Origin of the sequence: Anoxybacillus sp. CHMUD, from assembly GCF_013096965.1 — a bacterium.
Classification (GTDB): Bacteria; Bacillota; Bacilli; order Bacillales; family Anoxybacillaceae; genus Anoxybacillus; species Anoxybacillus kestanbolensis_A.
Window position 1 is genome coordinate 167,441 of sequence record NZ_SDLG01000002.1, and the last position, 25,203, is coordinate 192,643.

Annotated in this window: 23 protein-coding genes; all 23 read left to right on the plus strand. The window is 42.5% G+C overall.

Features of this window, described 5'->3' with window-relative positions; genetic code table 11:
- Positions 1–55: 55 nt before the first annotated feature.
- The 23 genes from ETB99_RS02180 (at position 56) to asd (ending at position 25,195) form a co-directional block, all read left to right on the plus strand.
- Entirely contained in the window at positions 56–820 is a 765-nt protein-coding gene (locus ETB99_RS02180; RefSeq protein WP_077429648.1) for an undecaprenyl pyrophosphate synthase, read from the plus strand.
- Positions 821–826: 6 nt separating this feature from the next.
- Complete coding sequence (locus ETB99_RS02185; RefSeq protein WP_077429649.1) at positions 827–1,594, plus strand: phosphatidate cytidylyltransferase; 768 nt, start codon at positions 827–829, stop codon at positions 1,592–1,594.
- A gap of 6 nt (positions 1,595–1,600) precedes the next feature.
- On the plus strand, positions 1,601–2,755 hold the full coding sequence (dxr, locus tag ETB99_RS02190) for a 1-deoxy-D-xylulose-5-phosphate reductoisomerase (protein ID WP_077429650.1): 1,155 nt from the start codon (positions 1,601–1,603) through the stop codon (positions 2,753–2,755).
- Positions 2,756–2,770: 15 nt separating this feature from the next.
- Positions 2,771–4,027 carry an RIP metalloprotease RseP gene (rseP, locus tag ETB99_RS02195; RefSeq protein ID WP_077429651.1) on the plus strand — a complete coding sequence of 419 codons (1,257 nt, stop codon included), beginning with the start codon at positions 2,771–2,773 and terminating at the stop codon, positions 4,025–4,027.
- Positions 4,028–4,056: 29 nt separating this feature from the next.
- Positions 4,057–5,751 (plus strand): proline--tRNA ligase, encoded by a 1,695-nt coding sequence (locus ETB99_RS02200; protein ID WP_077429652.1) that lies wholly within the window; start codon positions 4,057–4,059, stop codon positions 5,749–5,751.
- A gap of 83 nt (positions 5,752–5,834) precedes the next feature.
- On the plus strand, positions 5,835–10,127 hold the full coding sequence (locus ETB99_RS02205) for a PolC-type DNA polymerase III (RefSeq protein ID WP_171699797.1): 4,293 nt from the start codon (positions 5,835–5,837) through the stop codon (positions 10,125–10,127).
- A 148-nt stretch (positions 10,128–10,275) separates the two neighbouring features.
- Positions 10,276–10,746 carry a ribosome maturation factor RimP gene (gene rimP, locus ETB99_RS02210; protein WP_077429654.1) on the plus strand — a complete coding sequence of 157 codons (471 nt, stop codon included), beginning with the start codon at positions 10,276–10,278 and terminating at the stop codon, positions 10,744–10,746.
- Between the two features lie 27 nt (positions 10,747–10,773).
- The gene (gene nusA, locus ETB99_RS02215) at positions 10,774–11,877 is read left to right on the plus strand and encodes a transcription termination factor NusA (RefSeq protein WP_006322329.1); all 1,104 of its coding nucleotides are present in this window, start codon (positions 10,774–10,776) and stop codon (positions 11,875–11,877) included.
- Between the two features lies 1 nt (position 11,878).
- Positions 11,879–12,163 carry an RNase P modulator RnpM gene (rnpM, locus tag ETB99_RS02220; protein ID WP_009732926.1) on the plus strand — a complete coding sequence of 95 codons (285 nt, stop codon included), beginning with the start codon at positions 11,879–11,881 and terminating at the stop codon, positions 12,161–12,163.
- Complete coding sequence (locus tag ETB99_RS02225; RefSeq protein WP_077429657.1) at positions 12,153–12,452, plus strand: YlxQ family RNA-binding protein; 300 nt, start codon at positions 12,153–12,155, stop codon at positions 12,450–12,452. The genes rnpM and ETB99_RS02225 overlap by 11 nt, the downstream gene beginning before the upstream one ends.
- A gap of 18 nt (positions 12,453–12,470) precedes the next feature.
- A complete protein-coding gene (infB, locus tag ETB99_RS02230; RefSeq protein WP_077429658.1) occupies positions 12,471–14,654 on the plus strand; it encodes a translation initiation factor IF-2 in 2,184 nt (727 codons plus the stop codon).
- The gene (locus ETB99_RS02235; RefSeq protein WP_004891008.1) at positions 14,651–14,929 is read left to right on the plus strand and encodes a DUF503 domain-containing protein; all 279 of its coding nucleotides are present in this window, start codon (positions 14,651–14,653) and stop codon (positions 14,927–14,929) included. Before infB ends, ETB99_RS02235 begins: the two co-directional genes overlap by 4 nt.
- A gap of 14 nt (positions 14,930–14,943) precedes the next feature.
- Positions 14,944–15,303 (plus strand): 30S ribosome-binding factor RbfA, encoded by a 360-nt coding sequence (gene rbfA / locus ETB99_RS02240; RefSeq protein ID WP_003394813.1) that lies wholly within the window; start codon positions 14,944–14,946, stop codon positions 15,301–15,303.
- Positions 15,304–15,350: 47 nt separating this feature from the next.
- A complete protein-coding gene (gene truB, locus ETB99_RS02245; protein WP_006322302.1) occupies positions 15,351–16,247 on the plus strand; it encodes a tRNA pseudouridine(55) synthase TruB in 897 nt (298 codons plus the stop codon).
- Positions 16,248–16,256: 9 nt separating this feature from the next.
- The gene (ribF, locus tag ETB99_RS02250; protein ID WP_077429659.1) at positions 16,257–17,228 is read left to right on the plus strand and encodes a bifunctional riboflavin kinase/FAD synthetase; all 972 of its coding nucleotides are present in this window, start codon (positions 16,257–16,259) and stop codon (positions 17,226–17,228) included.
- A gap of 82 nt (positions 17,229–17,310) precedes the next feature.
- A complete protein-coding gene (gene rpsO / locus ETB99_RS02255) occupies positions 17,311–17,580 on the plus strand; it encodes a 30S ribosomal protein S15 (protein WP_004891005.1) in 270 nt (89 codons plus the stop codon).
- A gap of 109 nt (positions 17,581–17,689) precedes the next feature.
- Positions 17,690–19,798 carry a polyribonucleotide nucleotidyltransferase gene (pnp, locus tag ETB99_RS02260; RefSeq protein WP_077429660.1) on the plus strand — a complete coding sequence of 703 codons (2,109 nt, stop codon included), beginning with the start codon at positions 17,690–17,692 and terminating at the stop codon, positions 19,796–19,798.
- A 144-nt stretch (positions 19,799–19,942) separates the two neighbouring features.
- Complete coding sequence (locus ETB99_RS02265) at positions 19,943–20,905, plus strand: polysaccharide deacetylase family protein (protein WP_171699798.1); 963 nt, start codon at positions 19,943–19,945, stop codon at positions 20,903–20,905.
- On the plus strand, positions 20,898–22,139 hold the full coding sequence (locus ETB99_RS02270) for a M16 family metallopeptidase (RefSeq protein ID WP_171699799.1): 1,242 nt from the start codon (positions 20,898–20,900) through the stop codon (positions 22,137–22,139). Before ETB99_RS02265 ends, ETB99_RS02270 begins: the two co-directional genes overlap by 8 nt.
- 57 nt (positions 22,140–22,196) lie before the next feature.
- On the plus strand, positions 22,197–22,433 hold the full coding sequence (locus ETB99_RS02275; protein ID WP_004891000.1) for a YlmC/YmxH family sporulation protein: 237 nt from the start codon (positions 22,197–22,199) through the stop codon (positions 22,431–22,433).
- Positions 22,434–22,547: 114 nt separating this feature from the next.
- Positions 22,548–23,450, plus strand: coding sequence for a dipicolinic acid synthetase subunit A (dpaA, locus tag ETB99_RS02280; protein ID WP_004890998.1), 903 nt, complete (start codon positions 22,548–22,550; stop codon positions 23,448–23,450).
- Positions 23,447–24,040, plus strand: a complete 594-nt coding sequence (gene dpaB, locus ETB99_RS02285; RefSeq protein WP_004890997.1) for a dipicolinate synthase subunit B — start codon at positions 23,447–23,449, stop codon at positions 24,038–24,040. Before dpaA ends, dpaB begins: the two co-directional genes overlap by 4 nt.
- A gap of 105 nt (positions 24,041–24,145) precedes the next feature.
- A complete protein-coding gene (asd, locus tag ETB99_RS02290) occupies positions 24,146–25,195 on the plus strand; it encodes an aspartate-semialdehyde dehydrogenase (RefSeq protein WP_077429663.1) in 1,050 nt (349 codons plus the stop codon).
- The last annotated feature ends 8 nt before the right edge of the window (positions 25,196–25,203 follow it).

A 25,203-nucleotide genomic window follows, 5' to 3' on the forward strand; every position in this document is an offset into this window, starting at 1 on the left:
CGAAATAGGGCGCACAGCCTAATCATGTTGGATCAAAGCTGGAGGATACGCGCTAATGTTTGAAAAGATGAAAAGATGGAAAAACAAAGAAGAAGGGCATGAAAAAGAAACGATTTTACAAGGTCCGATCCCTGCGCATGTGGCAATCATTATGGATGGAAACGGACGATGGGCGAAAAAACGTGCATTGCCACGCATGGCTGGGCATTATGAAGGGATGCAAACGGTTCGGAAAATTACGCGCTTTGCGAATGAACTCGGCGTGAAAGTGTTAACGTTATACGCATTTTCAACAGAAAATTGGAAACGACCGAAAACAGAAGTTGATTATTTAATGCAGTTACCTGAGCAATTTTTGAACACATTTTTGCCAGAGTTAATTGAGGAAAACGTGCAAGTACGCGTCATGGGACATAAAGAGCAATTACCTTCACATACGCTGCGTGCGGTTAATAAGGCGATTGAAGAGACGAAACAAAATACCGGCTTAATTTTAAACTTTGCGTTAAACTACGGAAGTCGTGCAGAAATCGTGCATGCCGTTCAAAAGCTCGTTGACGATGTGCAAAACGGAGCGATTCAAGCAAGCGATGTGAATGAACAACTATTTCATTCATATTTGATGACAAACGATTTACCAGATCCAGATTTACTTATTCGCACAAGCGGTGAGATTCGTTTAAGTAATTTTATGCTTTGGCAACTAGCTTATACAGAATTTTGGTTTACGGATATATTGTGGCCAGATTTCACCGAACAACATTTTTTACAGGCGGTACATGAATTTCAACAACGAAGCCGTCGATTTGGAGGCGTGTAATTTCATATGAAACAAAGAATTATAACAGCAATTATTGCAGCTTCAATCTTTTTACCAATCGTCATATATGGCGGATGGCCATTTTTCGTTTTAACGTATGTACTAGCTACAGTTGGTTTATTTGAACTCATTCGTATGAAGCGCATGTCCGTGTTTTCATTTCCTAGCGTTGTTAGTTTTCTTTCATTATGGCTCTTTTTATATCCACATGAACATATGATAAATATATGGATCCTTATCATCAGTCTCTTTTTGTTGCTCATTTATACGGTCATATCGAAAAATGCGTTTACGTTTGATGATGCAGCGTTTATGGTTGCCGCTTTACTATACGTAGGTGTCGGTTTTTACTCTTTTGTTCAAGTGCGTGAAGCCGGATTATCGTACATTTTTTATGCGCTCTTTTTAATTTGGGCAACAGATAGTGGTGCATACTTTATTGGTCGTGCATTCGGAAAACGAAAGTTATGGGAGCATATTAGCCCAAATAAAACCGTTGAAGGAGCGATTGGTGGCATTGTATGTGCTCTTGTTGTTGTGAGTATTTATGAGTGGCTATCGCCGTTTTCCCCGTCTTTTCTCATGTTGCTCATTGCGACAGTCATTTTATCCGTTTTCGGCCAGCTTGGAGATTTAGTAGAATCCGCTTTTAAACGTCATTACGGAGTAAAAGATTCAGGAGCGATTTTGCCTGGACATGGCGGCATTTTAGATCGCTTCGATAGTTTGTTATTTATTTTGCCTATTTTACATTTGTTTTACCTTGTGGCTTAAAAAGGAGTGAATAGTTTGCGAGCAATTAGTTTATTAGGAGCGACTGGCTCGATCGGCATGCAAACGTTAGATGTCATTCGCGCTCATTCTAATGCGTTTCGTCTCGTTGCTTTTTCAGCCGGACGAAACATTGAGCAGGCTCGACGTATTATTGAGCAATTTTCACCAAATGTTGTATGCGTCGCGCAAAAGGAAGATGCTGAACGGTTACAAAGCGAATATAAGGGACGAGTACGCATCGTTTTCGGTGAAGATGGGCTCATTGAAGTAGCAACAGTTCAAGAAGCGGATATTGTTGTCAACGCAGTTGTTGGGAGCGTTGGGTTAGTTCCTACGTTAAAGGCGATTGAGGCGAAAAAAACGATTGCGTTAGCGAATAAAGAAACGTTAGTTACCGCAGGTCATCTTGTTATGAAACATGCTGCCGATTATGGCGTAACCATTTTGCCTGTCGATAGTGAACATTCAGCTATTTTTCAATGTTTGCAAGGGGAACAACAAAAAAATATCGAATATATTATTTTGACGGCATCTGGTGGGAGTTTTCGCGATCGGACGCGCGAACAACTACAGCATGTTACGGTGGAAGAGGCGTTAAAACATCCGAATTGGTCGATGGGAGCGAAAATTACAATTGATTCTGCAACGATGATGAACAAAGGACTCGAAGTGATCGAAGCACACTGGTTGTTCCACTTACCGTATGAACAAATTGACGTGCTGTTACATAAAGAAAGCATTATTCATTCGATGGTGCAATTTCACGACGGAAGTGTCATCGCTCAACTAGGAACGCCAGATATGCGCGTACCGATTCAATATGCATTAACATACCCTGACCGTTTTCCGCTACATATTGAACGGCTAAACTTAGCACAAGTAGCCACGTTGCACTTTCAAAAAGTGGACATGGACCGATTCCGTTGTTTACAATTTGCTTATGAAGCAGGAAAAATCGGCGGAACGATGCCGACCGTATTAAATGCGGCCAACGAAGAAGCGGTGTCGGCCTTTTTAACTGGACGAATATCGTTTTTAGCGATTGAACAATACATTGAACAAGCAATGAATTGGCACGTACCGATCGCTCATCCGGATTTGGAAACGATTCGTACAGTTGATCGCGAAACGCGACAATATGTAAAATCACTATACATGTAAAAGGTGGTTGAAACTTTGGAAACGGTTATTTCTTTTATTGTTATTTTTGGTGCGCTTGTATTTTTTCATGAATTAGGACATTTCATTTTTGCTAAGCGGGCAGGCATTTTATGCCGTGAGTTTGCGATCGGATTTGGTCCAAAAGTGTTTTCGATGAAAAAAGGGGAAACGACGTACACCATTCGTTTACTTCCACTCGGCGGTTTTGTGCGCATGGCTGGCGAAGACCCTGAAATGATTGATGTTAAGCGCGGTCAAGTTGTCGGATTATTGTTTGACTCGGAAGGCAAAGTGAAAAAAGTAATCGTCAATCATAAAGACGAATATCGAGATGCCAAAATCATTGAAGTGGAGCGCGCTGACTTTGAACATGAGCTATATATTGAAGGCTATGAAGGTGATGATGATCACTTACAACGCTTTGAATTAAGCGATCCAGCTTACATCGTTATTGATCGGGAAGAAGTGCAAATTGCACCGTATCATCGTCAGTTTGGTTCAAAAACGCTCGGGCAGCGAGCGATGGCCATTTTCGCTGGTCCGCTTATGAATTTCGTGCTAGCGCTTGTCATCTTCATTGTTATTGGACTATTACAAGGTTATCCTGTCGATAAACCGATCATTGGTGAATTGACGGAAGATGGGGCTGCGCTTAAAGCCGGATTAAAGCAAGGGGATATCGTTATTTCGATTGATAGCCAGTCGATGTCTTCATGGACGGATGTGGTGACAATGATTCGGAAAAGCCCAGAAAAACCGCTCCAGTTTCAAGTAAATCGCAACGGCCAAATAATTGATCTCATCGTTACACCTGAAAAGAAAACGATCGAAGGTGAGACGATTGGGCTAATCGGTGTGTATGGGCCAATGGAAAAATCGATTGCAGGTGCGATCAAACAAGGAGCGTTAGAAACGTACTATTGGACAAAAGAAATTATCGTTGGGCTAGGTCATTTATTGACGGGGAAATTTTCATTTGATATGTTATCTGGACCCGTTGGTATTGCGGTTTCGACTCACAAAGTCGCCCAATCTGGCGTGTATTACTTAATGAAATGGGGAGCGATTTTAAGCATCAACTTAGGAATTATTAACTTGCTTCCACTTCCGGCGCTCGATGGCGGACGATTAACGTTTTTTGCAATTGAGGCGTTACGTGGAAAACCAATTGATCGCCAAAAAGAGGGTATTGTACATTTTATCGGTTTTGCTCTTCTCATGTTGCTTATGCTTGTTGTTACATGGAACGATATTCAAAAATTTTTCCTATAAATCAATGAAGTAAGAGGTGCTAAAAAAAGATGAAACAAAGTATGTCGTTTATTCCTACATTACGTGAAGTACCGGCAGATGCGGAAATTAAAAGTCATCAACTTCTCCTCCGTGCCGGTTTTATTCGTCAAAACGCGAGCGGAGTATATAGCTTTTTACCGCTTGGTAAGCGTGTATTACAAAAAATCGAGGCGATCATTCGTGAAGAAATGGAGCGAGCAGGCGCGGTAGAGCTACTAATGCCAGCGCTTCAACAAGCAGAGTTGTGGCAAGAGTCAGGTCGCTGGTATTCATACGGACCTGAATTAATGCGTTTAAAAGATCGCCACGAGCGTGACTTTGCGCTCGGTGCAACTCATGAAGAAGTCATTACGGCACTTGTGCGTGATGAAGTGAAATCGTATAAACGTTTGCCGCTTACGCTTTATCAAATTCAAACAAAGTTTCGTGACGAAAAGCGTCCACGTTTCGGTTTGCTTCGTGGTCGTGAGTTTATTATGAAAGATGCATATTCATTTCACGCTTCACACGAAAGTTTAGACGAAGTATACAATAAAATGTACGAAGCTTATGCCAATGTGTTCCGTCGTTGCGGATTAAATTTCCGCGCTGTCATTGCCGATTCTGGGGCGATGGGCGGAAAAGATACGCATGAATTTATGGTTTTATCCGATGTCGGTGAAGATACAATTGCATATTCAGACTCGTCTGACTATGCTGCGAACATTGAAATGGCTCCTGTCATTACGACATATGAGCGGAGCGATGAACCGCATGCGTCGCTTGAAAAAGTGCATACACCAGAACAACGTACAATTGAAGAAGTAAGTCAATTCCTTCAAGTGCCAAAAGAAAAATGCATTAAGTCGCTATTATTTAAAGTAGATGATCGCTATGTGCTCGTTCTTGTGCGCGGCGATCATGAAGTCAATGACGTAAAAGTAAAAAATATATTAGAAGCAACAGTGGTGGAGTTGGCGACACCAGAAGAAACGAAACAAGTGATGAATTGCGAAATCGGTTCACTTGGCCCAATCGGTGTCCGAAACGATGTGCTCGTTTTGGCGGACCACGCGGTAAAAGCGATTGTCAACGGTGTATGTGGGGCCAATGAAGCACACTATCATTATAAAGGGGTCAATCCGGATCGTGATTTTGTTGCGCAATACGCGGATGTTCGTTTCATTCAAGAAGGAGATCCATCACCAGATGGAAAAGGAACGATTCGCTTTGCGCGCGGAATTGAAGTAGGGCATGTATTTAAACTCGGCACGCGTTACAGTGAAGCGATGAATGCAACATACTTAGATGAAAATGGACGTACGCAACCGATGATTATGGGTTGCTATGGTATTGGTGTCTCTCGCACGCTTGCAGCGATTGCTGAACAATATAATGATGAGCATGGACTTATTTGGCCGACATCTGTTGCTCCGTTCCACGTCCACCTCATTTCTGTCAATCCGAAAGTGGACGAGCAACGAGAACTTGCTGATGAATGGTACGTACGTTTGCAACAAGAAGGATTTGAAGTGTTGTATGACGATCGTGCCGAGCGTCCGGGTGTGAAATTCGCTGACAGCGATTTAATCGGCTTACCTGTGCGTGTAACAGTCGGAAAACGTGCAAGTGAAGGAATTGTCGAAGTAAAAGTTCGCAAAACAGGTGAAACAGAAGAAGTACATGTGTCGCAATTAGTGGAGACTTTGCGCCGATATTTGTAAAAGGCAGAGAGGGGGATCCCCCTCTTTCTGTCGTCTATCACTCCCAACCAACGTACAAAAAAAGGGAGGTTTAACGAACAACGATGAGAGAAGAACAAAAAGAGCGATTTTCTATTTTACTACAACAACTACAGCTCACTTCTTCGAGTATAGCAAACGACTTAGCACACGGACGGATTAACAAAGTTGTTGTTAATAAACAAACGAAATGTTGGCATTTTTATTTTCAATTTCCTACGATTTTACGAGCGAATGTATATGCCGAGTTTCGTAAACGATTAATCGAACAATTTCGCCATATCGCCCATGTGCAATGCACAGTTGTAGCAGAGGATCAAACGTTTACTGCTGAAGATGTCGCGATGTATTGGCCGATTTTTATTGACACGATTCAACAAAACTCGCCTCTTCTTTCCTTGCTCGCGCAACAGCAACCGGCAGTAAAAGGAACGAAAGTCACTGTGCAAGCGCGCAACGAAGCAGAAGCGATTGCACTAAAAAAAAGATTTGCGCCATTGTTTACTGAGACGTATGTATCGTTTGGCTTTCCTCACTTACAATTAGAAGCGGGCGTGAAACATGATGCGCAACAGTTTGAACAATTTTTAGCTCAAAAACAAAAAGAAGATGAAGAACGAGCGTTAGCCGCATTTATGGAAGCGATGCCGAAACAAGAAGAGACAAATATAACCGAAGCAAGCGGCCCGCTTGTAATTGGCTATCAAATTAAAGATGAAGAACATATTCGTTCGCTCGATCAAATTGTGGAAGAAGAACGTCGTGTCGTCGTACAAGGATACGTCTTTGATGCCGAGGCAAAAGAACTAAAAAGTGGCCGTACGTTATTGACGTTAAAAATGACGGACTATACAAACTCTATTCTTGTGAAAATGTTTTCACGCGATAAAGAAGATGCGGAATTAATGCAACGTGTAAAAAAAGGTATGTGGGTTAAAGTGCGCGGTAGCGTGCAAAACGATACGTTTGTGCGCGATCTTGTGCTCATTGCGAACGACCTAAATGAAATAAAGCCGAACGAGCGACAAGATACAGCCGAGGAAAAACGTGTGGAATTGCACGTCCACACACAAATGAGTCAAATGGATGCGGTCGCTTCGATTACAAAACTCGTTGAACAAGCGAAAAAATGGGGACATGAGGCGATTGCTGTGACGGACCATGCCGTTGTTCAGTCATTTCCTGAAGCGTATAGTGCGGGAAAAAAATATGGTGTGAAAATTTTATATGGACTAGAGGCCAATATTGTTGATGACGGGGTACCGATCGCTTACAATGAAGCGCATCGACGGCTCATGGACGATACGTTTGTCGTGTTTGACGTGGAAACGACAGGACTGTCGGCCGTATACGATACAATTATTGAATTAGCGGCGGTCAAAGTCAAAAATGGAGAAATTATTGATCGCTTTGAGTCATTTGCAAATCCGCATCATCCGCTCTCGGCAACGACCATTGAATTAACGAAAATTACAGATGATATGGTAAAAGATGCACCAGATGTCGAAGAAGTATTAGAAAAATTTTATCATTGGATCGATGACTGCGTGCTCGTTGCCCATAATGCAACGTTTGATATTGGCTTTTTAAATGCAGGATTTAAGAAAATCAATCGTGGCAAAGTAACTAATCCAGTGATTGACACACTTGAACTTGCTCGTTACTTATATCCAGAGCTAAAAAACCATCGTTTAAATACGCTTTGTAAAAAATTCAATATTGAATTAACCCAGCACCATCGCGCCATTTATGACGCAGAAGCGACAGGGTATTTACTCATTCATTTGTTGAAAGAACTTGATGAAAAAGGAATTCACTACATTGATCAATTAAACGAAGCATCAAAAGAACAAGGAGCGTTTCAACGATCTCGGCCGTTTCATGCCACGTTGCTTGTCCAAAATGAAGTGGGGTTAAAAAATTTATTTAAACTCGTATCGCTTTCACATGTGAACTATTTTTATCGTGTTCCCCGTATTCCGCGTTCCGTCTTGCAACAACATCGTGAGGGTATTTTAGTCGGATCAGGATGCGATAAAGGGGAACTATTTGAAGCGATGATGCAAAAAGGGATCGAAGAAGCAGAGGCGATTGCCCCGTTTTATGATTTCCTTGAAGTGCATCCGCCAGAAGTATACGCTCCGCTTATTGAAATGGAATATGTACGCGACGAAGAAGCCGTAAAAGAAATTATTACAAACATTGTACAGCTTGGCGAACGGCTCGGCATTCCGGTTGTTGCGACAGGAAACGTGCATTACATGAACCAAGAAGATAAAATTTATCGCAAAATTTTGATTCATTCACAATCCGGTGGCAATCCGTTAAATCGTCATGAACTGCCAAACGTTCACTTCCGTACAACAAACGAAATGTTAGAAGCATTTTCGTTTCTTGGTGAACAAAAAGCAAAAGAAATTGTCGTTACGAATACAAAAAAAATTGCCGATCTCATTGGAGAAGTGAAACCGATTAAAGATGAGTTGTACACCCCAAAAATTGAAGGAGCAGACGAAGAAATTCGGCGAATGAGTTACGAACGAGCGAAGAGCATTTATGGGGACCCGCTTCCGGACATCGTTGAGAAACGGTTAGAAAAAGAGTTGAAAAGCATTATTGGTCACGGCTTTGCAGTCATTTATTTAATCTCTCATAAACTCGTAAAAAAATCGCTTGATGACGGCTATCTTGTCGGTTCACGTGGTTCAGTTGGCTCATCGTTTGTTGCGACGATGACTGAAATTACAGAGGTGAACCCGCTTCCGCCGCATTACGTTTGCCCGAACTGCAAACACTCTGAGTTTTTCGATGATGGTTCGGTCGGCTCGGGATTTGACTTGCCTGATAAAGACTGTCCAAAATGTGGCGCGCGGTACAATAAAGATGGGCACGATATTCCGTTCGAGACGTTTTTAGGATTCAAAGGTGATAAAGTACCGGATATTGACTTGAACTTCTCAGGCGAGTATCAACCGCGAGCGCATAACTATACGAAAGTGCTATTCGGTGAAGATAACGTATATCGTGCTGGAACGATTGGTACAGTTGCTGACAAAACGGCGTACGGATTTGTCAAAGGGTATATAAGCGATAAAAATCTTCATGTACGTGCGGCAGAAATCGATCGTTTAGCTGCTGGATGTACGGGAGTGAAACGAACGACAGGGCAACATCCAGGAGGTATTATTGTCGTTCCAGATTACATGGACATTTATGATTTTACGCCAATTCAATATCCAGCCGACGATACAGAAGCAGAATGGCGGACGACGCACTTTGATTTCCACTCTATTCACGACAATTTATTAAAACTCGATATTCTCGGGCACGATGATCCGACAGTCATTCGGATGTTACAAGATTTGAGTGGAATTGATCCGAAGACGATTCCAACAGATGATCCTGAAGTGATGAAAATTTTTAGTAGCACAGAATCGCTCGGGGTGACACCGAAACAAATTATGTGTAACACAGGAACGCTCGGTATCCCAGAGTTCGGTACGCGCTTCGTTCGTCAAATGTTAGAAGAAACAAAGCCAAAAACGTTTTCCGAGCTTGTGCAAATTTCGGGCTTATCGCACGGGACGGACGTTTGGCTTGGCAACGCGCAAGAGCTTATTCAAAACGGCACATGTACGCTATCAGAAGTGATTGGATGTCGTGACGACATTATGGTGTATTTAATTTACCGCGGTTTAGAACCGTCATTAGCATTTAAAATTATGGAATCCGTCCGTAAAGGAAAAGGATTAACGCCAGAGTTTGAAGAAGAAATGCGTAAACATGACGTACCAGAATGGTATATCGAATCATGCAAAAAAATTAAATATATGTTCCCGAAAGCGCATGCGGCAGCCTACGTTCTTATGGCGGTACGCATTGCGTACTTTAAAGTGCACCACCCGCTTCTTTACTATGCATCGTATTTTACCGTACGTGCAGAAGATTTTGATTTAGATGTCATGATTCAAGGATCTGCGGCGATTCGTCGACGCATTGAGGAAATTCAAGCGAAAGGGCTTGATGCGTCAGCGAAAGAAAAGAACTTGCTAACCGTACTTGAAATCGCGCTAGAAATGTGTGAACGGGGTTTTTCGTTTAAACATATTGATTTGTACCGCTCACAAGCAACCGAGTTTATTATTGATGGCAATTCGCTTATTCCGCCGTTTAATGCCATTCCGGGACTTGGGACGAACGTAGCGCATAGCATCGTACGTGCTCGTGAGGAAGGCGAGTTTTTATCGAAAGAAGATTTGCAACAACGCGGCAAAGTATCGAAAACGATTTTAGAATATCTTGAAAGCAGAGGCTGTTTGCAGTCGTTGCCGGATCACAATCAATTATCACTCTTTTAAATGAGTTGCAATTTTTTTGCCAATATGTTATAGTTCTAGTGGAAATGGTAAAGATAATGGACAAAAAGAGTGGGGAAACCCACTCTTTCGTATTGATTCGAGATTCCTTGCTGTTGCAAGGGATTTTCTTGCAGTTAGGAGGACCAATATGAAAAAAGTTACACACATCGTCGAAGAGCTTGTCACCCCGATCGTCACGCATATGGGGTTGGAGCTTGTCGATATTGAATATGTGAAAGAAGGTAAAAATTGGTTTTTGCGTGTGTTTATCGATTCCCCAACGGGAGTTGATATCGATCAATGCGGTGTCGTAAGTGAGCGGTTAAGCGAAAAGCTTGATGAAATCGACCCTATTCCCCACAATTATTTTTTAGAAGTATCATCACCGGGGGCGGAGCGTCCGCTTAAAAAGACGAGAGACTTCGAACGCGCTGTCGGAAAAAACGTTTATGTGAAAACGTATGAACCGATTGACGGTCAAAAAGAGTTCGAAGGGTTGTTGACCGCGTTTGATGGGCAAACCGTGACGGTAGAAGTGAAAGTGAAAACAAAGAAAAAAACAATCACGATTCCATATGAAAAAGTAGCTAGTGCACGGCTAGCTGTCATCTTTTCTTAATTCACATTAGAGGGGGACGACCGGTTCATGAATACAGAGTTGTTAGATGCTTTAACGGCGCTTGAGCGCGATAAAGGCATTAGTAAAGAAGTGTTAATTGAAGCGATAGAGGCGGCGATCGTGTCCGCTTATAAGCGCAATTTTAATCAAGCACAAAACGTTCGCGTTGATTTTAATCAAGAAACGGGAACGATTCGCGTATTTGCTCGCAAAGAAGTCGTTGATGAAGTGTACGATTCACGCTTAGAAATTTCCCTTGACGAGGCGAAGCGAATCAATCCGAATTATCAAGTAGGCGATGTCGTTGAAATTGAAGTAACACCGAAAAACTTCGGGCGCATCGCTGCCCAAACAGCGAAACAAGTCGTCACGCAGCGCGTCCGTGAAGCGGAACGAGGCGTCATTTATGCCGAATTTGTTGATCGTGAAGAAGATATTATGACTGGCATTGTACAGCGGACGGACTCAAAATTTATTTACGTCAGCCTTGGCAAAATCGAGGCGTTGCTTCCGGTGAGCGAACAAATGCCGAATGAAACATATAAGCCGCATGATCGCATTAAAGTGTACATTACAAAAGTGGAGAAAACGACAAAAGGACCACAAATTTACGTATCGCGTACACATCCAGGACTACTAAAACGATTGTTTGAATTAGAAGTGCCGGAGATTTATGACGGTACGGTCGAAATTAAGTCTGTTGCACGCGAAGCAGGAGATCGCTCGAAAATTTCCGTTCATTCGGATAACCCAGAAGTCGATCCGGTTGGTGCATGTGTTGGACCAAAGGGACAACGAGTGCAAGCGATTGTAAACGAGTTAAAGGGCGAAAAAATCGATATCGTTCGCTGGTCAGCCGATCCAGTCGAATTTGTAGCCAATGCGTTAAGTCCATCTAAAGTGCTTGACGTCATCGTGAATGAAGAAGAGAAAGCGACGACGGTCATTGTACCGGATTATCAATTATCGCTTGCGATCGGAAAACGTGGTCAAAATGCTCGTTTAGCGGCAAAATTAACAAATTGGAAAATTGATATTAAAAGTCAATCGGAAGCGGAACAATTAGGTATTTACCCTCGTTCTTCATCATCGTTCCAAGTTGACGAAGAGGAGATTAGTGAGGTGGAATAATATGCCAAAAAAAATTCCGATGCGTAAATGTGTTGTCACAGGGGAAATGAAACCGAAAAAAGAGCTCATTCGCATCGTTCGTTCGAAAGAAGGCGATGTGTCGATTGATCCGACGGGAAAAAAAGCCGGGCGCGGTGCGTACATTACGTTAAGTAAAGAATGCATTTTGCTTGCGAAAAAGAAAAATACACTTGCGCATCATTTAAAAGCGACTATTGACGATTCGATTTACGAACAGCTATTACAGCTTGCTGAGAAGGAGAACGGAGAAACAAATGAATCATAAACCATGGGTCTCTTTTCTCGGACTGGCGAATCGGGCGCGCAAAGTCATTTCGGGAGAAGAGCTTGTTGTAAAAGAAATTCAGCGTAAACGCGCGAAGCTTGTCATTTTATCGGAAGATGCGTCAGAAAATACAAGAAAAAAAATTTCCGATAAATGCGCGTTTTATCGCGTTCCGCTTTGTTACGTAGATAATCGCCACGAATTAGGTGGGGCGATTGGAAAAGGAGCACGGGTTGTTGTAGCGATTACAGATGAAGGATTCGCACAAAAGCTGAAAACGATGCTCTAACATTTTGGGGGTGAATGTATGTCAAAAATGCGTGTATACGAATATGCGAAAAAACATAATGTGTCAAGTAAAGATGTCATCCATAAACTGAAAGAAATGAACATCGATGTATCCAATCATATGACGATGATTGAAGCGGACGTTGTTGAAAAATTAGATCGTTCATTTAACAAAGGACAAAAACAAGAACAAAAACAAGAAGCAGAAAAAGAAGAAAAGAAGGCACCTGTGAAAAAGCCTGTTTTAGAACAGTTTGAAGAAGACGAAGATGAGGTCATTCAAACGAAAGTACCGATTAAAAAAGCAGTAGTTAAAAATCGCGAAGGGAAAAAACACGACTTGCAAATCCAACAAAAAGAAAAGAAAATTTTCAATAACAAAAAAAATAAAAAACAAAAACCTCAGCAAGCTCCACAACAAGAAGTGCAAAAGAAAAAAGAAAAAGAGCTTCCGAAAAAAATTACATTTGAAGGTTCATTAACGGTTGCTGAGCTAGCGAAAAAACTAGGTAAGGAGCCTTCTGAAATTATTAAAAAGTTATTTATGCTCGGCATTATTGCAACGATTAACAAAGATTTAGATAAAGATGCGATCGAGTTAATTTGCTCCGATTACGGTGTGGAAGTAGAAGAAAAAGTAACGATTGACGAAACAGAATTTGAGACAATTGAAATTGTCGATAACCCAGAAGATTTAGTCGAACGTCCACCTGTCGTCACGATTATGGGACACGTTGACCACGGAAAAACAACGTTGCTTGACTCGATTCGTCATACGAAAGTGACAGAACAAGAGGCAGGCGGTATTACACAACATATCGGTGCGTACCAAGTCATGGTGAACGGCAAAAAAATTACGTTTTTAGATACACCGGGTCATGAGGCGTTCACAACGATGCGTGCGCGTGGAGCGCAAGTAACGGATATCGTCATCCTTGTTGTTGCAGCCGATGATGGTGTAATGCCACAAACTGTTGAAGCGATTAACCATGCGAAAGCGGCAAAAGTTCCAATCATCGTCGCGGTCAATAAAATCGACAAACCAACAGCAAATCCAGATCGCGTCATGCAGGAGTTAATGGAATACGAACTCGTTCCAGAAGAATGGGGCGGAGATACAATTTATTGTAAATTATCGGCGTTAACGGGTGAAGGGATTGACAACTTGCTCGAAATGATTTTGCTTGTGAGTGAAATGGAAGAATTAAAAGCAAATCCAAACCGCCGTGCGACAGGAACGGTCATTGAAGCAAAATTAGATAAAGGTCGCGGTCCGGTTGCCACGCTTCTCGTTCAATCGGGTACGTTGCGTGTTGGTGATCCAATTGTTGTTGGTTATACGTACGGACGCGTGCGGGCAATGACAAACGATCTTGGTCGTCGCGTGAAAGAGGCAGGTCCATCTACCCCTGTTGAAATTACGGGATTAAACGAAGTACCGCAAGCAGGCGATCGCTTCATGGTATTCGAAGATGAGAAAAAAGCGCGTCAAATTGGCGAAGCGCGTGCGCAAAAACAAATTGCTCAACAACGAAGTGTAAAAGCGCGTGTCAGCCTAGACGACTTGTTTGAAAAAATTAAGCAAGGCGAAATGAAAGAGTTAAACATTATCGTCAAAGCGGATGTACAAGGTTCCGTCGAAGCGCTCGTTGCCGCATTGCAAAAAATCGAAGTCGAAGGTGTGCGAGTGAAAATTATTCACTCTGGTGTTGGGGCAGTAACAGAGTACGACATTATGCTTGCCTCGGCATCGAATGCGATTGTTATCGGCTTTAATGTTCGTCCGGATGCGAACGCCAAACGTGTCGCAGAAGCAGAAAAAGTAGACATTCGTCTCCACCGCATCATTTACAAAGTCATCGAAGAAATTGAAGCGGCGATGAAAGGGATGCTTGATCCGGAGTATGAAGAAAAAGTCATCGGCCAAGCAGAAGTTCGTCAAACGTTTAAAGTATCGAAAGTTGGTACAATTGCAGGATGCTATGTAACAGATGGGAAAATTACGCGCGATAGTAGCGTTCGCCTCATTCGTCAAGGCATCGTCGTTTATGAAGGACAAATCGATACGTTAAAACGTTACAAAGACGATGTAAAAGAAGTGGCACAAGGATACGAGTGCGGAATAACGATTAAAAACTTTAACGATATTAAAGAAGGCGACGTTATCGAAGCGTATGTCATGCAAGAAGTGGTACGTAAATGATCGGATACGTCGAATGTGAATGCATCATTTACGACGTCCAATCATTAAAAGAAAAGCGAGCCGTGTTGCAACGCATTGTCACACGGCTCAAACAAAAATATAATATATCAGTAGCTGAAGTCGATTATCAAGACGTATGGCAACGAACGAAGCTCGGAATTGTAGCTATTACGGCCGAACGAGCTGCGACAGAACAAGAGCTTCAACGTACGTTGCAATTCATTGATTCGTTTCCAGAAATCGAACGAACAGTTACAACATTCGAGTGGTTTTAATCGAGGTGATGATCATGAGTTTGCGAGCCACACGTGTAGGCGAACAAATGAAAAAAGAGTTAAGTGATATTATCGGTCGCAAACTAAAAGACCCACGCATTGGCTTCGTTACTGTAACAGATGTTCGAGTAACGGGCGATTTGCAACAAGCAAAAGTGTATATTTCTGTTCTTGGGGATGAAGAACAAAAGAAAAATACGCTCAAAGGATTAGCAAAAGCAACTGGATTTATTCGTTCGGAAATCGGTCAGCGTATTCGTTTGCGCAAGACGCCAGAAATTTACTTTGAAATTGATGAAACGATCGATTACGGACAACGCATTGAAAGTTTAATTAAACAAATTTCTGAAGAAAAAGAACATAAAGAAGAATAATGGATAGACATGCGTCTATCCATTTCCGCTATTTTAGAGGTGAAGCGATGGACGGAGTGTTATTGTTACATAAACCTGCGGGCATGACGTCGCACGACTGCGTCATGCGCATTCGTAAGCTATTTCAAACGAAAAAAGTTGGTCATACAGGAACGCTCGATCCTGACGTACGTGGTGTGTTGCCCATTTGCATTGGCAAAGCAACAAAAATTGTTGAGCTATTAACAGCGGAGAAAAAAACGTATGAAGGAGAAGTGACGTTAGGGATAGCAACGACAACAGAAGACGCATCGGGCGATGTTGTTTCAATCAAACCGATAGAGCGGTCGATCGCTCGCCATGAAATTGAACATGTATTGGCTAAGCTGACAGGGGAAATTGAACAAACTCCACCGATGTATTCTGCAGTAAAGGTAAATGGAAAAAAATTGTATGAGTATGCGCGTGCAGGGATTGATGTCGAACGACCGAAACGACATGTACATATTTACGAGTTGCAACTCCTTGATGACAGGCAAGTATTTGCAGGTGAGCGTATATCGTTTCGTTTTCGGGTGACGTGTAGTAAAGGGACATATGTGCGTACACTTGCGGTTCAAATAGGCGAACAACTTGGATACCCAGCGCATATGTCCCGCCTTGTTCGCACAGCGTCCGGATCGTTTACGCTTGATCAATGTGTGACATTTGCTGACATCGAACAACACTTGTCGGCTGGTACTGCACATATGCTACTTTTACCGATTAAACGAGCGTTAGCCCATTTGCCGACATATGTACTGAATGATGAAGAAGAGAGAAAAGTAAAAAACGGAGCGCTTTTGCCAGCCCTGTCTGACATGTCTGCGCGTCTATTGATGATAAATAAGCAAGGTGAAGCATTAGCGATTTACATGCCTCATCCGACAAAGCAAGGCTGTATGAAACCTTTAAAAGTATTGTAGGTGAAAACAATGAAAACGATTTGGCTTTCCCATCCATTAAACGAAAAAAACAATGGTCCGCTTGTCATGGCACTCGGATATTTTGACGGTGTTCATCTTGGGCACCAAAAAGTGATTCAGACAGCGAAGCGAATTGCGGACGATCATCAATATAAAAGTGCGGTTATGACGTTTCATCCGCATCCGTCTGTCGTGCTAGGGCGCTCGAAGCAACATGTTCGTTTTATTACGCCATTAAAAGAAAAAGAAAAACAAATAGCTAAACTCGGTATCGATTATTTATACGTCGTTGAATTTACACCAGCATTTGCACATTTGTTGCCACAACAATTTGTCGATGAATATATCATCGGACTCGGTGTGAAACACGTTGTGGCAGGGTTTGACTTTACGTACGGTCGCTTAGGAAAAGGAACGATGGAAACGTTGCCTTTTCATTCTCGACAGCAATTTACACAAACGGTAATCCCGAAACAGACGTTTGGCGAAGAGAAAATTAGTTCGACATATATTCGCCAGTGTTTAGCTGAAGGGGACGTTGAGCAACTTCCGCATTTGCTTGGGCGATTATATGAAGTAACAGGCAAGGTTGTTCATGGGGATAAACGCGGGCGTACAATCGGATTTCCAACGGCGAACGTTGCGCTTGACGATGATTACATCATTCCGCGTATCGGGGTATATGCGGTAACGGTCACGATCGACGGTAACACGTGGACGGGAGTATGTAACGTTGGGTATAAGCCGACATTTCATACGGAACAGCCGAAAGAGCCAACGATTGAAGTGCATGTATTCGATTTCTCAGCAGACATTTACGGTGCGAGCGTATCGATCCAATGGCATAAACGATTGCGTGATGAACGAGCGTTTTCTTCTGTTCAAGAGTTGATTGAACAAATTCATCGCGATGCGCAAGTGGCACGCGAATATTTTCAAAACCCCCTTGCATTTTATCGGAAAAACATGTATTCTATTTAATGTATGTTAACCATTGCTGGGCAATACGAGTCACCGCCGTTTGCTCGGTAATTGGGGCTGAAAAAAGAGGAGGTGAACAAGGATGGCATTAACACAAGAGCGTAAAAACGAGATCATCAACCAGTTCAAAATTCACGAAACTGACACAGGTTCTCCTGAAGTACAAGTTGCTATCCTTACAGAGCAAATTAACAACTTGAACGATCATTTACGCGTTCATCGTAAAGACCATCATTCTCGTCGTGGTCTTTTGAAAATGGTTGGTCGTCGTCGTAACTTACTTACGTACTTACGCAACAAAGACATCAACCGTTATCGTGAATTGATCAACAAACTCGGATTACGCCGATAAGTAAAAAGCGGGAGCATTCCCGCTTTTTATTAGTATTTGCACCGATATTTGATTATACTAAAACAAATACGATTTTTCATTTGTACATAGAGAGGGGTACTCGGTTTATATGGAACAAGAAAAACATGTGTTTTCGATCGACTGGGCAGGTCGGCCGCTAACTGTTGAAATTGGCGAATTAGCCAAGCAAGCAAACGGCGCTGTATTAGTGCGTTACGGCGATACGGTCGTATTGAGCACAGCGACAGCATCGAAAGAACCAAAAAGCGTAGATTTTTTTCCGTTAACGGTGAACTATGAAGAACGGTTATACGCTGTCGGTAAAATTCCAGGGGGATTTATTAAGCGCGAGGGGCGTCCGAGTGAAAAAGCGATTTTAGCGAGCCGTCTCATTGACCGCCCGATCCGTCCATTGTTTGCGGAAGGATTTCGAAACGAAGTGCAAGTTGTCAGCATGGTCATGAGCGTTGATCAAGACTGCTCACCGGAAATGGCAGCCATGTTTGGGTCTTCCCTTGCGTTAACGATTTCCGATATTCCGTTTGAAGGACCGATTGCAGGAGTGACAGTTGGTCGCGTAAATGGGCAGTTTGTCATCAACCCGTCTATCGCACAAATGGAACAAAGTGATATGCATCTCATTGTTGCAGGAACAAAAGACGCAATTAACATGGTCGAAGCAGGAGCCAATGAAGTACCAGAGGAAGTTATGCTTGAAGCGATCATGTTTGGTCATGAAGAAATTAAGCGTCTTATCGCCTTTCAAGAAGATATCGCGGCAAAAGTCGGCAAAGAGAAAATGGAAGTTGTCCTCTATGAACTTGACGCTCAGCTAGAAGCAGAGATTCGTGCGCGCGTGGAAGGGGAAGTGAAACGAGCTGTTCAAGTACCTGAGAAATTGGCGCGCGAGGCAGCGATTGAACAATTAAAAGCGGAAGTTGTTGCTGCGTACGAAGACCAAGAAGCGGACGAAGAAACGATTAAACAAGTAAAAGAAATTTTACATAAACTTGTGAAAGAAGAAGTGCGTCGCTTAATTACAGAAGAAAAAGTGCGCCCGGATGGACGAAAAGTTGATGAAATTCGCCCGCTTTCATCAGCTATTGGACTTTTGCCACGTACGCACGGATCTGGTTTGTTTACGCGGGGGCAGACGCAAGCACTTAGTGTATGTACGCTCGGAGCACTTGGTGATGTGCAAATTTTAGATGGACTTGGCATTGAAGAAACGAAACGGTTTATGCATCATTACAACTTCCCGCCATTCTCTGTTGGGGAGACAGGAGCGATGCGTGGACCAGGCCGTCGTGAAATCGGGCATGGTGCGCTTGGTGAGCGTGCACTTGAGCCAGTCATCCCATCTGAAAAAGAGTTCCCATATACGATTCGTCTCGTGTCTGAAGTGTTAGAATCAAACGGTTCCACGTCTCAAGCAAGCATTTGTGCAAGTACGCTTGCCATGATGGATGCGGGAGTGCCGATTAAAGCACCTGTTGCAGGTATTGCGATGGGGCTTGTGAAAAGCGGTGAACATTATACGATTTTAACAGATATTCAAGGTATGGAAGACCATCTTGGTGACATGGACTTTAAAGTGGCCGGTACAGAAAAAGGGGTCACCGCCTTGCAAATGGATATTAAAATTAAAGGATTGTCTCGTGAAATTTTAGAAGAAGCGTTGCAACAAGCGCGCAAAGGTCGTCTTGAAATTTTAAAACATATGATGCAAACGATTAGCGAACCGCGTAAAGAGCTATCGCCGTATGCACCGAAAATTTTAACGATGCAAATTAATCCTGATAAAATTCGTGATGTGATCGGGCCAAGCGGAAAGCAAATTAACAAAATTATTGAAGAAACAGGCGTAAAAATTGATATCGAACAAGATGGAACGATCTTCATTTCATCAGTAAATGAAGAAATGAACAAAAAAGCGAAAAAGATCATTGAAGATATCGTTCGTGAAGTGGAAGTTGGACAAGTATATTTAGGTAAAGTGAAACGGATTGAAAAATTTGGAGCGTTTGTCGAATTGTTTAGTGGAAAAGATGGTCTTGTACACATTTCAGAATTAGCGGAGGAACGCGTCGGAAAGGTAGAAGATGTCGTTTCCATCGGCGATGAAATTTTAGTGAAAGTAACAGAAATTGATAAACAAGGTCGCGTAAACTTGTCGCGCAAGGCCGTATTACGCGATCAAAAAGAAGCCGAGCAATAAAATTGGAGCCTTGGGTTCGCATCCCCTTGGCTTCTTTGCTGTGTGTAAAATTTTCTTCTTTGCTGTGTGTAAAATTTTTTCATGCTCGTTCTACCTTGTCCTTCTTACACATACCCTCTTTATTAGAAAAGGAGGGGACGAAGCGTGCGGCGAGCGTTTTTCTTAACGATGATCATATGTATGGCGGCTATGATTGTACAAAACCCATGGACGACAACGTACATCCATGAGTTACGGCATGTGACGGTGGCAAAACAAAGCGATCTGCTATACATTCAAATTACGGAGCGAGCAAAGCAGTATAATATTCCTGCGCAAAATGCGAAAATAGATGCTGTGTGGAAAGCCATTCCTGGATATAATGGGCTAGTCGTAGATGTTGAGGCATCATATAAGCAAATGAAGCAAAATGGGACATTTTCTGAACAACAGCTTGTATATAAACAAGTATCGCCGTCTATTCACTTATCTGATTTGCCCCCATCGCCTATTTATCGGGGACATCCAGACAAACCGATGGTCTCTTTTTTAATTAATGTTGCATGGGGAAGCGAACATATCCCAAGTATGTTACATATTCTTGAAAAATACAACGTACGTGCAACGTTTTTTTTAGAAGGGCGTTGGGTAAAAGAAAACCCACAACTGGCGAAAATGATTGCAGATGCCGGGCATGAAATTGGCAATCATTCATACAACCATCCCGATATGAAAACGATGAGTAAACAAGCCATTCGGGAACAAATCGTCAAAACGAACGATGCAATTGAAGCAGCAACAGGCATCAAACCTCGTCTATTCGCTCCGCCAAGCGGCAGTTATCGTGATGATGTCGTATACATTGCCCATGAGCTTGGGATGTACACGATTTTATGGACGGTCGATACAATTGATTGGCAAAAACCATCGCCTTCTGTTATAGTGGAACGAGTAACATCAAAAGTGCACAACGGAGCGATGATTTTAATGCATCCAACTGTATCAACAGTAAAAGCATTACAACCGTTAATTCAATCATTACAAAAACAAGAATATGTTATCGACGATGTGTCCACATTATTAAATGAGGAAAGAATTGTAAAAAGTAGGAGGAAGGGACTTGATTAAAACATATACGTGTCAAAACGGGGTAAGAGTTGTACTCGAACACATTCCAACGGTTCGATCCGTGGCGATCGGTATTTGGATTGGCACCGGATCACGCAACGAAAATGAACAAAACAACGGCATTTCACACTTTCTTGAACATATGTTTTTTAAAGGAACGAAAACGCGCACAGCGCGCGATATTGCGGAATCGTTCGATCGCATTGGCGGTCAAGTCAATGCGTTTACGTCAAAAGAGTACACGTGCTATTATGCCAAAGTGTTAGATACACATGCGTCATTTGCTTTAGACATACTAGCCGATATGTTCTTCCATTCGACGTTTGTAGACGAAGAATTACAAAAAGAAAAAAATGTTGTATTCGAAGAAATTAAAATGTATGAAGATACGCCAGATGACCTCGTTCATGATCTATTGAGTAAGGCAAGTTACGGCAATCACCCGCTCGGTTATCCGATCTTAGGAACAGAACAAACGTTGGCGGCGTTCACGGGTGATACGTTGCGCCAATACATGTACGAGACGTATACGCCAGATCGGGTCGTCATTTCGATCGCAGGGAATGTCGATGAGTCGTTTATTCAACAAGTAGAAGCTTACTTCGGTTCGTTTACGAGACAAAAAGGGAACGACGTGTATGTAGCACCATCGTTTTACCCGAATAAAATCGCGCGCAAAAAAGAGACAGAGCAAGCGCACGTATGCATTGGATTTAATGGGTTACCAATTGGTCATGAAGATGTTTATAGCTTAGTTATTTTAAACAACATTTTAGGCGGAAGCATGAGCAGTCGTCTTTTCCAAGAAGTACGCGAACAACGTGGATTAGCTTATTCCATTTTCTCATACCATTCCGCATATCACGACGGAGGGATGTTAACAATTTATGGCGGGACAGGCAGCCAACAACTTGATCTTTTATTCGATACGATTCAACAAACAATTGAACAATTGAAACAAGATGGCATTACTGAAAAAGAGTTAGAAAATAGTAAAGAGCAAATGAAAGGGAACTTAATGTTAAGTTTAGAAAGTACGAACAGTCGTATGAGTCGAAATGGAAAAAATGAACTGTTACTCGGCCGTCACCGCTCGCTTGACGAAATTATTGAAAGCATTGATCGCGTAACAAAAGAAAGCGTTGACCGCATGGCACAAACGATTTTTACAGACGACTTCTCCGTTGCGCTTATTAGCCCGGAAGGAACATTGCCAAAAAGCCTGCAACAATAAACTTGCAGGCATTTTTTTTGCCCTTTTTTCTACAATGATAAAGAAAGGGGGCATCATATGCGATTAAGTGAATTAAGCGGAAAAGAAATTGTTGATATGAAGCGAGCAGAGCGGCTCGGTATTTTAGGACAGACTGATTTAGAAATTAATGAACGAACAGGTCAAATTCAAGCACTTTTAATTCCAACAACAAAATGGTTTGGCTTTCGGAAAGATGGAACAGATATACGCGTACCATGGAGCCGTGTAAAAAAGATCGGCTCAGATATGATTTTAATTGATGTCGATGACTAGACACCTCAAGGGGTGTCTTTTTTCATTTTCCGCTCACCGTTTGATGACTGACATCATAAGATGTGAAAGTAACGACGGGCAAAAAACTAGATGTATAAGAGGGTGAATGAACTCATGCTGACAGGAATGCACGTTGCGATCATCGGTGGGGACGCTCGGCAGCTTGAAGTCATTCGGAAATTGATGGAACTTGACGCAAAATTGTCGCTCGTTGGCTTCGATCAATTAGACCATGGCTTTGCTGGAGTAACGAAAATGAAAATTCACGAAGTCGATTTTCACGAAGTAGACGCCATTATTTTACCTGTTCACGGAACGAGCATGGACGGTGAAATTCAAACGGTATTTTCAAACGAAAAAATGACGTTTACTGAAGAATTGCTTCGTCAAACCCCGGCGCGTTGCACCGTTTATTCAGGAATTACAAATGACTATTTAGACCACGTCGTCAAATCTGTTGGTCGAAAACATGTGCAACTATTTGAGCGAGACGATGTCGCCATTTATAACTCGATTCCAACGGCAGAAGGAACGGTCATGATGGTCATTCAACATACAGATGTGACGATTCATGGATCACGCGTTGCTGTTTTAGGTTTGGGACGTGTAGGGATGACGGTCGCTCGAACGTTTGCAGCTTTAGGCGCAAAAGTAAAAGTGGGAGCCCGCCGCTCCGAACATTTAGCGCGCATTGCAGAGATGGCGTTAGAGCCGTTTCATTTAAACGATTTAGAACAACACGTGGAAGATATTGACGTTTGTATTAATACGATCCCATATCCTGTTGTAACCGCAAGCGTCATTGCGAAAATGCCTGCTCATACGCTTATTGTTGACTTGGCATCAAAACCTGGTGGCACGGATTTTCGATATGCGGAAAAGCGCGGCATTCAAGCGCTATTAGCCCCGGGACTTCCCGGCATTGTCGCGCCAAAAACAGCGGGGCAAATTGTCGCAAATGTATTGGCGCAACTTCTTTCTGCAGATTTGAAAAAACGAAAGGAGAATAAAAAATGAACGTACAAGGAAAGCGCATTGGTTTTGGTTTAACAGGCTCTCATTGCACATATGATGCGGTAATGCCGGAAATTGAAAAATTAATTGCGAAAGGGGCAGACGTCATCCCGATTGTTTCGTATACGGTGCAATCGACAAATACCCGATTCGGTAAAGGAGAAGAATGGGTGAAAAAGCTTGAAGAGATGACAGGTCATCAAGTCATTGATACAATTGTAAAAGCGGAACCGTTAGGACCGAAATTACCGCTTGATTGCATGGTTATTGCGCCACTAACCGGAAATTCGATGAGCAAATTAGCGAACGCGCTGACGGATTCGCCTGTATTAATGGCTGCAAAAGCAACGATGCGCAATCATCGTCCCGTTGTTGTTGGCATTTCGACAAACGATGCGCTCGGTTTAAACGGTGTTAATTTAATGCGATTAATGGCAGCAAAAAATATTTACTTCATCCCATTTGGGCAAGATGATCCGTTCAAAAAACCGAATTCGATGGTTGCTCATATGCCATTGTTGCTTGATACGGTAGAAGCGGCGCTCGAAGGTCGGCAAATTCAACCAGTCATCGTTGAATATCGTCGCTCATAAATAAACAGTTGAAAGAAAATTTATAAAAAACGTCTCTCCTTTACGAATGAATGTGCTAAAATAAATGATATTAAAATTGTCTATGAGTTGGAAGGAGAAGAAGAGATGGAGCAAAAAGGATTACATGTCGCCGTCGTTGGTGCGACAGGAGCTGTCGGACAACAAATGATTCAAACGTTAGAAAAAAGAAATTTCCCAATTGCAAAACTATCTTTACTTTCATCGGAGCGTTCAGCTGGAAAAAAAGTCGTATTTAAAGGTGAAGAAATTGAAGTGCAAGTAGCAAAACCGGAAAGTTTTGAAGGTGTGCATATCGCGCTATTTAGCGCAGGCGGATCTGTATCAAAGCAACTTGCTCCCGAGGCGGTGAAACGCGGAGCGGTCGTTGTTGATAATACGAGTGCATTTCGCATGGACGAAAACGTACCGCTTGTCGTCCCTGAAGTAAACGAAGCAGATTTACATTGGCATAACGGAATTATCGCAAATCCAAACTGCTCAACGATCCAAATGGTTGTGGCGCTCGAACCGATTCGTCAAGCGTTCGGATTAAAGCGCGTCATCGTCTCGACATATCAAGCGGTGTCAGGCGCAGGAGCACAAGCGGTAGAAGAGTTAAAAACGCAAACAGCGCACATGTTAAACGGCGAAGAAGTGACGCCGGAAATTTTACCGGTAAAATCGGATCGCAAACATTATCCGATTGCATTTAACGCCATTCCACAGATTGATAAGTTTCAAGACAATGGATTTACATTTGAAGAAATGAAAATGATTAACGAAACGAAAAAAATTATGCATATGCCTGAATTGGAAGTAGCGGCAACATGCGTGCGCATTCCGGTGATGGTAGGGCATTCGGAATCTGTTTACATTGAAGTAGAAAAAGAGGGAGTAACGGTCGCGCAAATCCAGTCGCTCCTAAAAGAGGCACCGGGCGTCGTCTTACAAGACGATCCAAGCGAGCAGCTTTATCCGATGCCGCTGTATGCAACAGGACAAAATGACGTATTCGTTGGTCGCATTCGCAAAGATTTACATCGCGACACAGGATTCCATTTATGGATCGTTTCTGATAACTTGCTAAAGGGAGCGGCATGGAACTCTGTTCAAATTGCTGAAAGTCTTTTAAAATTAGGGCTTGTGAAAGCGTAAAATCGGCA